The sequence below is a fragment of the Bifidobacterium sp. KRGSERBCFTRI genome (assembly GCF_025908335.1).
In genome coordinates this window covers 827,760-842,708 of the sequence record NZ_CP109653.1, presented here as the reverse complement: position 1 = coordinate 842,708, position 14,949 = coordinate 827,760, and the positions used below count along the sequence as shown (strand labels likewise).

Below are 14,949 nucleotides of genomic sequence, written 5' to 3'. Positions count from 1 at the left end.
GCGACAGGGACGATCCACAAAGACCGTCCCTGTTTACATATCAGCATTTATACATCAACGGCATGCCGTCACAGGCCGAATGCTTTTCGATCCGTTTCGGTAAGCCAATCCGTCCGCATGCCCGGTTCTTGGCACAAATGCATGGCGGGGCATTCCTCACCGATGCAAGGATCCCATACAGGAAGCGGCGTTCCGTCACGGTCCGTTCCGTTGGGATCGCCATTGGCGGCGAAATTGGTCCAGTACAGCCCCATTCGCCTTGCCAGATCGTAATGCCATCCAACGAACGGACGCCAGCATTTCGCAAGGCTTCCAAAGGAGAACCACAGATCGGACGAGTGGAAGGCTCCGGCATCATCCCCCAGCATGGCGACATCGAAATGATAGTAGTATGGCGCGGTCCCACCGCTTGCGGTCCATTTGCGAATCAGCGTGAGATTGCCGAGCTGGCCGACATGCACAGGCTTCCCATCTTCAGTCGAAGCGATGAACTCATTGGTCGTGTTGCCGACCAGCATGTCGACGTTGTTGGCCTTGCAGCCCTCGACGATACGCTCCTCCTGATCGGGAAGGAACAGGCCGTCCACGCATGGCACCCAATTGACGATCATCGACCAGTCATCTTCACGTCCGCTGTCCGGTGGAACAGGCAGGGACTCGGCGGCTTCCAATACCGTTCGGGCCGGGATTGCACGGGCCTGCTCCAGCGTGGAGACACCCAATGCTTCGAACAGACGGATTCCGTTGGCCTGCGCATGCTCCAGCGTGTCCTGCCGCGCATTGAAATACCCTAAGCCTGCGCCGGATTGCATGATGGCTTTCTGAAACAGGCCATGATTCATCGGCGAGCAGATCTGGGCCAAGACGCTGGCGGCACCGGCCGATTGGCCGAAAACCGTGATGTTTTCCGGATCTCCGCCGAACTTCGCGATGTTTTCCTTCACCCATTGGATTCCGGCACGCTGATCCAGGAATCCGAAATTCGCATATGGTTCGCCGTCGCCGCGTTCTACGGCCTCCTCATGAAGCAAAGGGTGCGTCATAAACCCAAATGCATTCAGGCGATAGGCCACACTGACCACAACGACGCCGTTCGCGGCGAGATGCGTGCCGTCGAATTCCTTTTCAAATGTGCCGCCACATTGATAGGCTCCGCCGTAGATCCAGACCATGACCGGCAGCTTTTCGGAAGTTACCATGCTATCCGCGCCATATCCGCGTAATGCCGGAGTCCAAATATTCAGGTAGAGGCAATCCTCGCTCATCGGCACGGCCGGATCGGTGCCCCATTCACGATCATAGAAATCATCGGAGGCGCCCGGCGTCGGCTGCATCGCGGTAGGCCCGAAATCGAAGGCTTGCAGCACACCATCCCATGGCAAGGCCGGCTGCGGCGCACGCCAGCGCAGACCGCCGACGGGAGGCTGGGCGAACGGGACTCCTCGGAACACGGTGATGCCCTGATCCTCAGCCGCCAAGCCTTCGACAGTTCCTTGCGCCACTATGACCTGTCGCTTCATTGCTCTCTTTCCTTCGTATTCGGCGTCGAATACGCAAAGTCGTAAAAATCGGCGATTCCACCGGTCTCTTTTGTCGAATACAGGAACAATCCGATACGGCAACCTGTGAAATGATCCATTTTGAAGATCATCCGGTGCGCTGTCCCCAATGGACACCATTCGGATTCCGGCGTATCCGCATCGCGGTAGAAGAACGTCACTTCATCCTTGCAATCGGTGAAATCATATACCGCGCGCAGACGCATGCAATCCGCATCCGCCATGATTTCCGCATCCGTTACGGCTGGACTGTCCCAATCATTATCGGAGAAGATGGAATCGTCATTCGCCGGCTTGTATTGGACGGTCAGCATCGTGCGGCCGTTCCTTCGCGTAAGCGCGATGTAGGAATAGCATCCTTGGAACGCCGCCAATCCGGCGAAGTCGCCATCATGCAATGTCGACGCGTCGACGGTGACTTCGGCCACCGTCACCGGCCCCATCGTGCGCTGCGTCAGCGTGTTCCATGCATGATTGAGATTCGAGCTGATGCGTCCGGAATGCAGGCGGAATGCTCCCGGACGTTCCGTCAGTGACCAGTATTCGTTATGTGAGATGTGATTGAACTGCCAGTATGGCTGCAGACAGTTGGCATCGACTCCGCCTTCGGCGTTATACCGGGCTATGAATTCGCTGCCGTTGATGGGCGTGACAGGTTCGGCACAGCTTGCAGCCGGCACGCTGACCGACTGCGGCACTTTGCCGTTCTCGCCGACGACGGGGAATCCGTCCTCGCCGAACCGCATCGGCATCAGTATCGGCACGCGTCCCACACCGCCGCGGTCCTGCATCATGAATGCATACCAGTCGCCGTCCGGAGTGTCCACCATACCGCCTTGCGCGACTCCGTAACCGTGGAAGGACAGGTCGTCTTCGATAATTTCACGCACTTCGAAAGCTCCATCCAAGGATTCGGCCATCAAGCAGGCTTCTGTTTTGCCCTTGCCTTGCGGGAAGTGACAGGTGAAGACGTAATAGCGTCCATCATGCTTGTACAGGTGACTGCCCTCATAACCAAGGTCAGCCTGCGGATCGTCCTGCACGATGACCCGGTCGAGCCCACCCGGCATCGGCCCGCTTAATTCAGGATTCAACTCCGTGATGCGCAATGTCGACTGCCCATGTACGACATAGGCTCGATCATCGTCGTCAAAGAACAGTCCGCTGTCGTAATAGAAGCCGTCAAGCTCACGCTTTCGCCATGGGCCGCATGGATCGTCCGCCGTCAGCAGATAGCTGGTATGCGTATCGTTGGCGGCGAACAACACATACCAGGTGCCCCGATGGTAACGCAGTGACGGCGCCCACATGCCTCGACCGTAGGCGTTGGCACCTTCACATTCCAAACGTTCTTCAGGGGTATCCGCCACGATATTCAATGCGTGCGCAATGAATTCCCAATGCACTAGGTCATAGCTGCGCAGAATATCGCACCCGGGTGTGAAATGCATAGTCGTAGTGGCCATGTAATACACGTCCCCGACCCGGATGATGTCTGGATCAGGAAAATCCGTGTAGACCATAGGATTAGTTGAGGTAATCATCATTCATACCGATACTTTCCGCTCAACGCCAGCATGGCGAAAGCATAGAGGAAGTTGTCATAGTAACGACGCGTGCCGGTTCGCATCGGCGTATTCCACAGCATGCGCACCCATTCACGGGCATTATGCTCCGCGTCGGGCTGGGCCGAATGCACCGCCGCAAGTGCGCCTTGCGCGGTCGCGGCCAGGAATCCGACCGGATGAAGCACGACCTCGTCCACGGCGGTGCCGTCGATGGCGTAGACGCTAGTACGGTCGTGGGTCAGGAAGAATCGCTGCAGCGCGGCGACGCGGTCGCACAGCACTTCCTGCGGACCGTTCCAGGCTGCATCCAGTCCGATATTCGCCGCAGTACGGTAGGCGTCGGAATAGAAATGCCAATGATTGGACTCGTCGACATGCGGCTTTCCGTCATAATCCGCGTATTCAGCGTTCATGCCGGTCCGCTCGTCGCAGGCCGCCTGCAGATAGCGACGGCTTGCGGCGGCTGCCTCATGCCAAAATGGACGGTCTTCTTCGTCGGCCTCTTCGGCGAATACTTCATAGAAGTGCGGCAGATGGTAGGACGGATCGCTCCACTCGGTTTCCGGAATGAACTTGATGAGCTTGTTGTCGGGATTCCACATGGGCTCGCCGTCGTAGCGTTCGCCCTTATGAACGCAATATCTCAAGATCTCGCGTCCCCATGCGGAATATTCGTAGATATCCTCGCCATCACCCCAGCGACGGGAGGCGAGGAACAGGTCCATCGCGAAATATTCCTCGCCGTCAGGTGCAGGACCATTCGAGTTCGGCGTACCGTCCGGCGCGACCGACCATGCGAAATAATGCGCATGATGACCGTCCTTCATGTACATGTGACGCATTACCCAGCCCCACAGCTTGTCGAATACGTCCTTACGGTCGTATTGCAAGGCGATCATCATCGCATAGCTCATACCCTCGGTACGTACATCGTTGTTGCCGGTGTCCATCACATAGGCAAGACCTTCGTCGTTCTCCCAATAGAATTTGTTCGGACCTTCGAAAATTTCATGCCAGACCTGTGACACGCGCTTATCGATGGCGTCCTGGGCATATCCGCACTGTGCGAACATGGACTCGCCCAATGTCTTGTTGGTATCGGTTGCATTTGTCATATCAGTTGTTCCATTCCCAAATTCGGATGTGATTCTCTCCGGAGACAAGACCATTCAACGCCCCGGCCTTGCGTTCCGTTGCCGTCAAGGCTTGTCCCAGCAAGTCGGTGTCCAGCACATAGTCACTGCCATCGGGCTGTTCATAGCGTTCCTCCACGATGCGAGGCACGCCGAGCATATCGCTGGTGACGACCTGCATTCTGGTATCGGTGACGGCCTGTGGCACAGTGCACTGCAGGTACAGTCCATCGGGTTCTTCGACCAATGTCACCGGCATGGGCTCATCACATGCAACGCTCGTGGAGGCGGTGCCGCCGAAGAACGGGGCGTCCTCCTGCATGCGCTCCGAATCGTCGGCCGCACCTTCCTGCTTGTTCAGCCCCTGTGCGCCGGACAGATAGATGTTGCCGCCCGCGTATAGAGACTGCAGAGGATTGCGCTCGCCACCACCCTGCGAAGGATCTGCCCACATGGCCCGCTGGCGTTCCAAGTATTCATGCATCGACATCGGGCAATCGCTGTAGGCGGACAAACCATATTCACCGACGGTCGGTTTCACCGGTTGCGGCGCGAACATGTTGTTCAGCCAACGCTCATCGCCGCCGGATACCACAGCGCACCCGGCCACCTCGGTGGTGTGCGGATAGTGATACGGCGTGGAACGGTCGGGGACGGTATGCGGTTCAATGCCGCCGCAAATCAGATTGTTGACGAAGGCACCACCTTGCGACCAGTTCTGGAACATCACCGGCGAGGCAAAAACGTTATTGTCCACCAGATACGGCCCATGACTCACTTCAATCATGAGGTCACGGACGTTATCGTGGAACACATTGCGCGTGATGCGCGTGCCCTGCGTCTGCCAATCCATCCACATGCCCAGCGAGCAGTCGTGGATGTTGTTGTTGGCAATGACCGTATCCAATGCGGCATGGAATTTGATGCCAGCGACCTCCCATCCGAAGAATTCACGCTTCAACGCAATGTGATGGACATGGTTATGCTCGATACGGCAGAATGCGCTGCCCATATGTCCGACGATGGCATTCTGTCCGCACTCGTAGATGTCGTTGTTGCGTACGATATGACCGCCGATCAGCCCCTTTTCCCAGCCGATGCGACGGGCCTTGAACACGGCCTCCAACTGGTACTGGTAACCGGTCTTGCGCTCGGTTTTCGCCCACTCGTTGTCGCCGGATGAGATTTCCTTGCCCAATGACACCGCGGAGAATTTGGCGTCATGCAGCACGTTGTCTTCGATGATCCAGCCATACGACCAGTTCGGGCCGATCATGCCCCACTGCTGCGAGGTAGGCGGCGCCCAATCTCCAGTGGCCTGCGCCATTTCAAAGCCACGCACGGTGATGTAGTTGACATGGTTGCGGGAAGGGAAGAAGCATGTGCGACGAACACTGACCTCCACCAGTTCCTCATTCGGATCGGCACCTTGGAAATTCGCCCAGATCGTTGTGGTGCCGGCATTTTCGTCCACTTCGGCATGCCATACATAACGTGTACGGTCCACATCCGGCACGGGGCAGGGAATCTTCAACGCGAAATCCTCATCCGTATCACGCGGCTGCGGATCGTATACGCCTTCCAACGTCGTCGATTCGAAGAAGGAAACACCGTTGAGATACACATCGCCAAGATGTTTGTCCGGATCCTTGCCGAACTTGGGCATTTCCAGCCAGTCACCGAAAATCGGGGTCGCGAATGGATTGAAATCCCCGAACATCGTATTATCAAGCACCACCGTCCACACATGCGGATGATCGGCCAATTCCGTCCAGCCCTGCACGCATTCCGAGCCTTTGATAACCGGCCGTGCTTCGCCTTCGGCTCCGCAGTAGGTGATGCGCTCATGTTCACTCAGACCGCCGCGTCTCGGATTGACTTGTTCGCGGTATACGCCTTCATGCACGATTACCGTATCACCCGGAGAGGCCATCTGCGCGGCCTTGGAAATCGTGGCGAACGGATGCTCCGTGTCGCCGCACGCAGCATCGTTGCCGGTTGGTTTGACATGGTATTCAAACTTCATTGCTGCATCTCCTTATCCAATATCGGATGTGGGAATACAAAGTCTTTCTCCCTTAGCGACATGCACGAACACACATCTTCATGTTTCGTAAATGCTTTAGCATTTCAGCCAAAGCACTGTTTGATTATATGATTTGACTTTCAAGAAAGTCAAATCGCTTAACTAAATGCTTAAATTTTTTGTTACGAAAGTTCTATATGCAACTATTTACGAAACTTTCGAATAGATTTAAGTATTCCAAACGCAGGAAATTACAGGCTTCCGCCCAAACACGATTAACTGCAAAAACTATTTACGCTGTCCCCGGCAATAGCGTTATCATCGATGCTTCATTGGCCGACAAACTGACACTGTACTGGGGAGAGCTCTCTCACTGCGCCACTCGAACGCCCGGTTCCGTTACCGCCATAGCAATCGTACCGACGAGCCTTCACCCGATATATCGAGCCTCCCGGCTCCAAGATGTCAAAAGGCACGTCGCCTGTGCAGACCAATCCCCCTCCCGTATGGATGAAGGAGATCTCAATGCCGTCATCCTTGTGAATCGCCATGACAGGAAGCGGCCCCATCGGCTCGCGATCACGTCCATAAACCAACGACTCGGCAGCCGTTGCCAAGCGCTGCGCGACATGGCGCTTATCCAAAGGATGCAGGTCATTATCCTCTCCATATCCGATCGTCACCACCATCGCCGTGTTCCACAACGTCAAAGCGCGCCGTTGTTCATCACGCAGCCTTGGCCAATCGCAATCGGGTTCCAAAGTATAGTTCGGCAATTGGGCGAATATGAATGGTAGTTCCGGACGCTTGAGTAGCGCACGCCACTCCTGGATCAGCGACATCAACAGCTGCACATAGCCATAAGACGCATGGGCGTTGGACTCCCTCTGACTCCGCCATAATGAAGGACCTCCGAGTGAATCGGAGGTCCTTTTTGTTTTCAACGCTTTCGTTCGTCAAAAGGCCATCGTCAGCAAACCGTCAACGTGCCAATCGTTCCGCGGCGGAGGCGATCGCCGCATCACTGGCCGTAGCCGAGAATCGCAAGTATTCCGGCGCTCCGTAGAACTCGCCGGGGCTGGCGACGATGCCGATTTCGGCAAGCTGGCGCAGATCCTCCCAGCAGTCGCCGGACTTGGCTTTCACCCACACGTACAACGCGCCTTGCGGCATGTCGGTGCAGTATCCGTATGCGCGCAGAGCACTCACCAGCATGCCCAGACGCTCCTGGTAACGGGAATGCTGGGTCTTGACCGCGTCGAAGTCACGCAGCCCGGCGGCCATCGCAGCCTGCACCGGTCCGGGAATGATCTGCCCGATCTGTTTGCGGTATGCCGCCATCGGCCCGATCAGCGATTGATCGCCAGCGATAAGCGCCGTACGATACCCGGCCATGTTGCTTTGCTTACTCAGCGAATACAGCACCAATACGCCTTCGGCGGACCCGCCACACACATCGGCGCGCAAGGCGCACGGCGTGGAGGCAAGCGTATCCGCATCCGCTTCCGCAACGTCGTCTTCCCATTGCATCAACGCATAGCATTCATCGGACAGCACCACGGCACCAATCGCGCGCGCGGCACGCACAATACCGGCCATCTGTTCCGCGGACAGCACCTCACCGGTCGGATTGCACGGCGAATTGACCCAAACGGCCTTGACGCCCGGCACATCCTTCCAGGAATCCGCATCCGCCACGTCGTCGACCTTCAGCGTTTGCGCGCCGGCCAACTGCGTGCCGATCTCGTACGTCGGATACGACACCTTCGGCTGCACGACGACATCGCCCTCGCCGAAATGCAGCAGCGACGCCATCAACGCGACGCCTTCCTTGGAACCGACCGTCGGCACCGCATCGGCGCCGATCGCACGCAAATCGACATTGCGGGCGGCCGCGAACCACTCGTGAATGGCGTCACGCAAATCGGCGGTACCTGCCGTAACGGGATATCCGTACGCGTTCGGGTCGTTCGACGAGACCGCGAGCGCCTTACGCACCGAATCGGGAACGGGGTCGACGGGAGAACCGACGGACAGGTCGACCATGCCACCGAACGCGGCTTTCGCCGTACGTTTGTACGACGCGATGCGGGACCAGTCGTACGGCGATGAAAATTCATGAAAACCCATCCGTAAGGCTCCTTTTCAAGCGGAAATCACAACCATGTTCCAGCATACGGCAATCGACGTGCCGGCACATGCAACCGTTCCATACAAAAACCGGTTTGCCGCTGACGTGTGCAAACGTCAGCGGCAAACCGGTTAAAATCGACCGCGAATATTCCGCTTTACGCGCAATACGGACGGCGGACGCATCAGCCAAGACATGCTCACTGGTTCTGCGGCGGCAGAGCAGCTACCTGCTCCGGATCCTTGCCGATCGGGCCGGCTGCGGAAGCGCCGCCCATATCACCAACTTCGGCGAAGAAGCTGACTGCGGCGTCCTTGTACCAAGCCCACTCGTCTGGCAGATCGTCTTCATAGAAGATGGCTTCGGTCGGGCACACCGGCTCGCATGCGCCGCAATCCACGCATTCGTTCGGATTGATGTACAGGGAACGGGAGCCTTCGTAGATGCAATCGACCGGGCACTCGTCCACACAGGCCTTGTCTTTGACGTCCACACACGGCTGGGCAACAACATACGGCATGCTTACCTCCTCAACAACAACGTGTACTGTTCCAGATTACTCTTGCGCGGCAACTTCGAGTTCGCCGGCACCGAGACGGGCATGACGGTAGCCATAGCCGAAGTAGATGGCGAAGCCGACGATGAGCCAGACCACGAAACGGATCCAAGTGAGCACGCTCAGGTTGACCATCAGCCACAGGTTGGCGAGCGCAATCAGAATCGGCACCCACGGATTGCCAGGAATCTTGAAGGAACGTTCCAGGTCGGGGCGCTTCTTGCGCATGATCGGAATGGAAATCGCCACCAGCGTGAACGCCGACAGCGTGCCGATGTTCACCATGTCGGACAGGATGCCGACATTGCAGCAGGCCGCGATCAGCGCCATGACCACGCCGACGATGATTTGCAGACGCACCGGAGTGCCATGCTTGCCGGTATGGCTCAGGCCACGCGGCAGCAGTCCGTCTCGGCTCATGGCGAACACCACGCGTGTCAGGCCGAGCAGCAGCACCATGACCACGGTGGCCATGCCGATGACGATGCCGAGGCTGATGATCTTCGCAGCCCAGTCGGCGCCGACCATCTTGAACGCGACGGCCAGTGACGGATCGGACTGTTTGGCAAGGTCCTTATAGGAGACCATGCCCGTGGTGACGATGGCCACGAGGGTGTACAGCACGATGATCAGGCCGAGGCCCACGCCGATGCCCAGCGGCACGTTCTTCTTGGGGTTGATGGTCTCTTCGGAAGCGGTGGACACGACGTCGAAGCCGAGGAAAGCGAAGAACACGAGTGCCGCGCCGGAGATGATGCCGGTCACGCCATAAATGCTGGGGGCCATGCCTGTGGCCCACTGCCACAGCGGCTGTTCCATGACCGCGGAGACGCCGGAGCCGTCGGTGGATGCTGCGGGTTCGCTCGGCGGAATGAACGGGGTGAAGTTTTCGGCCTTGATGTAGAAGAAGCCGACGACCACGATGAACACGACGATGGCGATCTTCAAAATGGTGAGCGCGCCGTCCACGCGGGCGCCGATCTTGGTGCCCATCACCAGCAGCGCGGTGAAGAAGGCGACGATGATGACCGGAGCCAGGTCGAAGTTGAACGAGCCGATGGCGATGTTGGTGTTGATGTTCCAGCCGATCAGCTCGAAGAACTGGTTGAGGTACACGCCCCAGTATTTGGAGACGACCGAACCGGCCATGAGCATTTCAAGGATCAGATCCCAGCCAATCACCCATGCCACGATCTCGCCGACGGTGGTGTAGGTGAAGGTGTAGGCGGAACCCGCCACTGGAATCATGGAGGCGAATTCGGCGTAGCACATCACGGCGGCGCCGCACACGACGCCTGCGATCAGGAAGCTCAGCACCACCGCCGGACCGGCATGGAAGGCAGCCGCCTGCGCGCCGATGGAGAAGATGCCTGCGCCCACGGCAACGGCCACACCCATGATGGCAAGATCCCACCAGGTCAGATCGCGTTTGAGCGCATGGCCGGACTCACCTGTTTCAGCCAGCGTCTGTTCGACGGATTTCTTGCGAAATACGTTCATGTCTCGTCCTTCTCTTCTTTCCGCCCGCGCGGTTTCACGCTCCACCTTCTAGAGCACAAGGCGCAAGTATAAGTCGTTTTCGTCACATTGACGGCGTGCGTGACGCTATTTAAGATTCATACCGATGACGACCGGCTCGGGCACCAGTCGGATGCCGAACGCGGCCTCGACGCCGTCCTGCACGGTTTTGGCGAGGCGGGCGATATCTTCGGCTGATGCTCCCCCACGATTGGTCAACGCCAACGTATGCAGCGTGGACAGGCCAGCCGGAGCGTTTTCGTTGATTTTGAACCCCTTATGGAAGCCGGCATGGTCGATGAGCCAGGCCGCGGAGGTCTTGACGCCCTGCCCGCCGCCCGGCAATGCCGCGTCGAAGCGCGGCGCGTCTTCGGGAAGCGTCTCGGCCTGCTGTGGCGTGAGAATCGGGTTCATGAAGAAGCTGCCGCAGCTATGGCGGTTGAAGTCCGGACCGTCATCGCCGTTCTGCTTGGATTGCGATTCAAGAGCGACATCGACCAGATTCGTCTTCTTGGTGCCCTGCATGGCCGGCGACGCATAGCGATGCGCGTCTTCCAGCATGCCTTTAGCCGCACGCACCTTCAGCACCGCGTTGCGGATGTCCGCGGTGTTCATGCGATCGCCCACGGCGACGTCCAACGCCTTGGCGAGCTGACCGTAACCGACCACGCCCGTATCGCTGTGCCGCAACGCGAACGTGACGGACAGCACCACGTATCGCGGCGTCGGGAAAAATTCCGCGGCCGGAGTCGCCGGAGCGCTGTACATGCTGGCTTTCAGCGCGCTCATGCGGTAGCCGAAGGCGAGCTGATCGTTGCGCAACGCCTTTACCGCACGTTCCTTACGATCCCAAACCTCGACGCTGTCGACGCTGGTGGCGACCTCCTGACCGTACGCGCCGATGTTCTGCACGACCGACGCGCCGACGGTGCCAGGAATGCCGGACAAGCCTTCGACGCCTTCCAGTCCAAGTCGGACGCAGTAATCGACGAAATCATCCCAGTTGCAGCCGGCTTCGGCGTTCACGTGGACGACACGCCCATCATCCTCGACCGGAGCCGCCTCATCCAACACGCCGATGGAGCGTCTCGCATCGCGGACCACCACGCCTTCGAACGGCGTGTCGGATACGAGCATGTTGGATCCGCCGCCGATCACGCACAATGGCAGTCCTTGGGAATCGGCTTCCTCAACAGCTTCGATGACGCCGACGCGCGTGGTCGGTTCCAGGAAAGTGGCGATAGGACCGCCCACACCGATGGTGGTGAGATCTGCAAAACTAGTCATAACGCTCCAGAGTAACAAAAAACCCGACCAAATTGGTCGGGTTTCGAAAGCTTGATTCCGCTCAGCGGGTCTCGCGATGCACGGTCTGCTTGCCGCAGCGGGAGCAGAACTTCTTGAGCTCAAGACGATCCGGCGTGTTACGGCGGTTCTTCGTCGTGATGTAGTTACGCTCCTTGCACTCGGTGCATGCCAGCGTGATGCCCGGACGAATGTCGGCGCTCTTGCTTGCCATTTAGTTCACCTCTTGTGGTTCGTTGCTATACCGACATTCCGTCGGCCTTTGTAGCGAGAAAGAGACTCGAACTCTTGACCTTACGATTATGAGTCGTACGCTCTAGCCAGCTGAGCTATCCCGCCATGAGAGCCTCGAGTGAGAATCGGACTCACGACCTCTTCCTTACCAAGGAAGTGCTCTACCACTGAGCTATCGAGGCGTGGCGGATAGTGGATTCGAACCACTGAAGCACGAGGCGACTGATTTACAGTCAGTTCCCTTTGACCGCTTGGGAAATCCGCCGTGCTGCCTGTTTGGTTGAACCCCAACCGGCAACCCGTTTAGTATGCCACAGACCGGCCGACTTATGCAAATACGGCGTGTCGCGACAGCCAAAAACGGCGCAAATCGTTGAAATTCCAACGTTTTGCGCAAATCGGCGCCGAACAACGCAGAAACCCCGCCTCCCGAGCCTTGCAAATCGCAATATACGGGAAACGGGGTTTCGACAGCTACGCGCTAGTCTCAGCCGAGGATGGCCAGGATGTCACGAGCGGAGACGATAAGGTAATCCTCGCCCTGGTAGTGCACCTCGGTGCCGCCGTACTTGGAGTACAGCACCTTGTCGCCGACCTTGACGTCGACCGGGATACGCTCGCCGGCGTCGTTACGACGGCCCGGGCCGACAGCCAGGACTTCACCCTGCTGCGGCTTCTCCTTGGCATTGTCCGGAATGAACAGACCGGAAGCGGTCTGGGTCTCGGCTTCCGCCTGCTTGACGATGATCTTGTCTTCCAACGGTGTGAGTGAGATCGACACTGTGGACCTCCTCTTTCTAAAGAGAAATCGATACTTACCGCGCCGGGACCCGCTAGCAAGAGGCTGACGATCACTTACGGCGTCGTCCTTTCGCGCTGTGACTTATCCTAGCGCGATTATTAGCACTCTGCCAACTCGAGTGCTAACGCTCTGAGAGAAATTATCAAAAAAGCCTGAAACCATGCGGTTCCAGGCTTTGTAAAAAACGGTTCAAGCGTTTCGTCAGGCGCTACGACGGGCCAGAATGGCCTCCAGGCCGGTGCCTAGGGAGTCCGAAGTCACATCCGGAGCCTCCACATCGGCACGTACTTCGGCATCGTGGAATCCCGGAACGTCGACCTCTCTGAGGTGCACGCCCTCATCCACGCGGGCGGCGGCCTCATCGGCATCCATGCTGCCCATTGCGTCGTTTGGCGGAATCAACGGCTCAGCCTCGTCGGAAGGCGTTTCGACGGGCACGGCCTTGGCCACTTGTTTGGTGGACTTGATCTCCATGCTTTCCGGAGCATCCACCTCAACGTCGGCACCGTCGCGAGGCGCACCCAACGAGAAGGAAATCAAGTCCTGCGTGGACTTGACGGCAACGGTTTTGGCTTCTTCGGCCATATTGTCTCGCTCATCGTGGATGGACAGTCCCACTTCCTTGACGTCAGCGGGCGCGGCATCCGCACGTTCGGTTGTCTGGTCGACGGCCTTCTCGGCAGTCTGCGTCTCTTCCTTGGAAGACATCTCTTCCTTGCGCCGTTTCACCGCGGCGTCCCGATCGGCCTTGCCGCGGGCGATCGCCTGGCGAATCTCCCCCTCGGGAACGACATCGGTCTTCAACTGCTCGTCGACGACCTTGCGGGCTTCGGCCAGCTCCTGCGCGCGCAGTCTGGCACGTTCCGCCTGCTCCGCCTGCGCACGTTTGCGTTCGGCGGCGACACGCTTCTTCACCTTGGCATGGTATCTGGCGACCTTCCGCTCCCACGCCACGGCCTGCTTGGACGCACGCACACCCAACGCGAGCACCGCGGCCAGCAACGCGGCCGGAATGAGCGCGAACAGCGGGCTGAAGTGCAGTGCGAACGCACAGACCAGCACAACGACCGTGATTGTCAGCAATGAGACGGCGATGGCGCGCCTCCTGCGGACCGCGGCGTGACGAAGGGCGCGAATTTCCGCGATCCGTTCTTCGGATGTTGCGCCTTTGTGCGCCTCTGTGGACTGCATCAGTACCCCTTTCGCTGCCGCGACGGTCTCATCGGAAAATCGCGTTCCGCTGTCGGCATCCACCAGATGCAACGACGGTGAAAAGCGGTCCTCGCGATGTTCGATCACCCTCTTCATGCCTTTAATCGTCCGTCTGGGCAACCAAATGAGCATCAGGATGACAACGATCGCAAGCACGACCACCGTGCTTAACGATTCATAACCCATATGTCATAAGAATAGGTGACATTCCGACATTCGAGGCGAGTCCTCCCCGGCGTGTCGAATCAGGAGGGTGAATTCCCTGTCATCAGACGCGCGGTGAAACCGTTTGGCACGTCCTCGGCCATCAATACGTAGCTTTCATGATCGCGCCATTGGCCGTTGACGTACATATACGCGCGCCGCACCCCCTCCAACGTTGCTCCGACCTTGCGTGCGACGGCACGGGACCGCTTGTTTTCCGGCAAAATGTCGATTTCCATGCGATGCAGTCGAGGTCCGGCCGGGTCGAACATGGCCCAATCCGCCAACAGCGCCACCGCCATCGGCGCGTAGCCACGCCCGGCGCAACGCTCGTCCACCCAATAGCCGACCACGCCGGAACGCATCGCGCCGTAGCAGATTGCGCCCAACGAGATCTGCCCGACGATACGGCCATGCTGTTCGATGGCGAACACGGCACCGGTACCGGCCCGTTCGTTGCGCCGCAGTTGTTTCATCCATTCCTTGTAGGTGATGGGCGCGCCGTGCAGCGGATCGCCGGATTCCCACGGCTTGAGCCAGGCATCGTTGCGCCAGCGAACCTCGTTCCACTCGTCATAGTCGGCGCCCGTCAACGGGCGCAGACTCACCGGGACGCGCATGCTGTGCGATTGGATGAATTCCGGCATTTCAAAGGAATTATTCCCCGGACGACGCATCATGTCGCTCAAGGATTGCAAAAT

Annotated in this window: 13 protein-coding genes and 3 tRNA genes; all 16 read right to left on the bottom strand. The window is 58.3% G+C overall.

The window, feature by feature from the left end:
• Positions 1-68: 68 nt before the first annotated feature.
• The gene (locus OGI63_RS03460; protein WP_011742809.1) at positions 69-1,520 is read right to left on the bottom strand and encodes a carboxylesterase/lipase family protein; all 1,452 of its coding nucleotides are present in this window, start codon (positions 1,518-1,520) and stop codon (positions 69-71) included.
• Positions 1,517-3,106 (bottom strand): glycoside hydrolase 43 family protein, encoded by a 1,590-nt coding sequence (locus OGI63_RS03455; RefSeq protein ID WP_041777241.1) that lies wholly within the window; start codon positions 3,104-3,106, stop codon positions 1,517-1,519. Before OGI63_RS03455 ends, OGI63_RS03460 begins: the two co-directional genes overlap by 4 nt.
• On the bottom strand, positions 3,103-4,242 hold the full coding sequence (locus tag OGI63_RS03450; RefSeq protein ID WP_004220042.1) for a glycosyl hydrolase family 8: 1,140 nt from the start codon (positions 4,240-4,242) through the stop codon (positions 3,103-3,105). The genes OGI63_RS03455 and OGI63_RS03450 overlap by 4 nt, the downstream gene beginning before the upstream one ends.
• A gap of 1 nt (position 4,243) precedes the next feature.
• The gene (locus tag OGI63_RS03445; protein WP_011742807.1) at positions 4,244-6,286 is read right to left on the bottom strand and encodes a right-handed parallel beta-helix repeat-containing protein; all 2,043 of its coding nucleotides are present in this window, start codon (positions 6,284-6,286) and stop codon (positions 4,244-4,246) included.
• 329 nt (positions 6,287-6,615) lie between these two features.
• Positions 6,616-7,140, bottom strand: a complete 525-nt coding sequence (locus OGI63_RS03440; protein WP_041777240.1) for a sialate O-acetylesterase — start codon at positions 7,138-7,140, stop codon at positions 6,616-6,618.
• Between the two features lie 127 nt (positions 7,141-7,267).
• Positions 7,268-8,416 (bottom strand): succinyldiaminopimelate transaminase, encoded by a 1,149-nt coding sequence (dapC, locus tag OGI63_RS03435; RefSeq protein WP_011742805.1) that lies wholly within the window; start codon positions 8,414-8,416, stop codon positions 7,268-7,270.
• 200 nt (positions 8,417-8,616) lie between these two features.
• Positions 8,617-8,937 (bottom strand): ferredoxin, encoded by a 321-nt coding sequence (fdxA, locus tag OGI63_RS03430; RefSeq protein WP_003836048.1) that lies wholly within the window; start codon positions 8,935-8,937, stop codon positions 8,617-8,619.
• A gap of 36 nt (positions 8,938-8,973) precedes the next feature.
• The gene (locus OGI63_RS03425) at positions 8,974-10,473 is read right to left on the bottom strand and encodes an amino acid permease (protein ID WP_264309059.1); all 1,500 of its coding nucleotides are present in this window, start codon (positions 10,471-10,473) and stop codon (positions 8,974-8,976) included.
• 105 nt (positions 10,474-10,578) lie between these two features.
• Positions 10,579-11,778 (bottom strand): FAD-binding protein, encoded by a 1,200-nt coding sequence (locus OGI63_RS03420; RefSeq protein ID WP_041777239.1) that lies wholly within the window; start codon positions 11,776-11,778, stop codon positions 10,579-10,581.
• 61 nt (positions 11,779-11,839) lie between these two features.
• Positions 11,840-12,010: a 50S ribosomal protein L33 gene (rpmG, locus tag OGI63_RS03415; RefSeq protein WP_003807891.1), complete on the bottom strand. Its 171-nt coding sequence runs from the start codon at positions 12,008-12,010 to the stop codon at positions 11,840-11,842.
• A gap of 51 nt (positions 12,011-12,061) precedes the next feature.
• A tRNA-Met gene (locus tag OGI63_RS03410) sits at positions 12,062-12,135 on the bottom strand.
• Positions 12,136-12,140: 5 nt separating this feature from the next.
• Positions 12,141-12,212 (bottom strand) — tRNA-Thr (locus OGI63_RS03405).
• Between the two features lies 1 nt (position 12,213).
• Positions 12,214-12,295: transfer RNA gene (locus OGI63_RS03400), tRNA-Tyr, on the bottom strand.
• A 222-nt stretch (positions 12,296-12,517) separates the two neighbouring features.
• Positions 12,518-12,811, bottom strand: a complete 294-nt coding sequence (gene groES, locus OGI63_RS03395; protein WP_011742802.1) for a co-chaperone GroES — start codon at positions 12,809-12,811, stop codon at positions 12,518-12,520.
• A gap of 222 nt (positions 12,812-13,033) precedes the next feature.
• Positions 13,034-14,230 (bottom strand): hypothetical protein, encoded by a 1,197-nt coding sequence (locus OGI63_RS03390; RefSeq protein WP_011742801.1) that lies wholly within the window; start codon positions 14,228-14,230, stop codon positions 13,034-13,036.
• 59 nt (positions 14,231-14,289) lie between these two features.
• Entirely contained in the window at positions 14,290-14,895 is a 606-nt protein-coding gene (locus OGI63_RS03385) for a GNAT family N-acetyltransferase (RefSeq protein WP_113736355.1), read from the bottom strand.
• Positions 14,896-14,949: the final 54 nt, after the last annotated feature.

What these genes read in the sequence shown, in the direction of transcription:
- OGI63_RS03460 (WP_011742809.1), bottom strand. Translation starts at nt 1,520, where the DNA reads ATGAAGCGACAGGTCATAGTGGCGCAAGGAACTGTCGAAGGCTTGGCG.
- OGI63_RS03455 (WP_041777241.1), bottom strand. Translation starts at nt 3,106, where the DNA reads ATGATGATTACCTCAACTAATCCTATGGTCTACACGGATTTTCCTGAT.
- OGI63_RS03450 (WP_004220042.1), bottom strand. Translation starts at nt 4,242, where the DNA reads ATGACAAATGCAACCGATACCAACAAGACATTGGGCGAGTCCATGTTC.
- OGI63_RS03445 (WP_011742807.1), bottom strand. Translation starts at nt 6,286, where the DNA reads ATGAAGTTTGAATACCATGTCAAACCAACCGGCAACGATGCTGCGTGC.
- dapC (WP_011742805.1), bottom strand. Translation starts at nt 8,416, where the DNA reads ATGGGTTTTCATGAATTTTCATCGCCGTACGACTGGTCCCGCATCGCG.
- fdxA (WP_003836048.1), bottom strand. Translation starts at nt 8,937, where the DNA reads ATGCCGTATGTTGTTGCCCAGCCGTGTGTGGACGTCAAAGACAAGGCC.
- OGI63_RS03425 (WP_264309059.1), bottom strand. Translation starts at nt 10,473, where the DNA reads ATGAACGTATTTCGCAAGAAATCCGTCGAACAGACGCTGGCTGAAACA.
- OGI63_RS03420 (WP_041777239.1), bottom strand. Translation starts at nt 11,778, where the DNA reads ATGACTAGTTTTGCAGATCTCACCACCATCGGTGTGGGCGGTCCTATC.
- rpmG (WP_003807891.1), bottom strand. Translation starts at nt 12,010, where the DNA reads ATGGCAAGCAAGAGCGCCGACATTCGTCCGGGCATCACGCTGGCATGC.
- OGI63_RS03390 (WP_011742801.1), bottom strand. Translation starts at nt 14,230, where the DNA reads ATGGGTTATGAATCGTTAAGCACGGTGGTCGTGCTTGCGATCGTTGTC.
- OGI63_RS03385 (WP_113736355.1), bottom strand. Translation starts at nt 14,895, where the DNA reads ATGCCGGAATTCATCCAATCGCACAGCATGCGCGTCCCGGTGAGTCTG.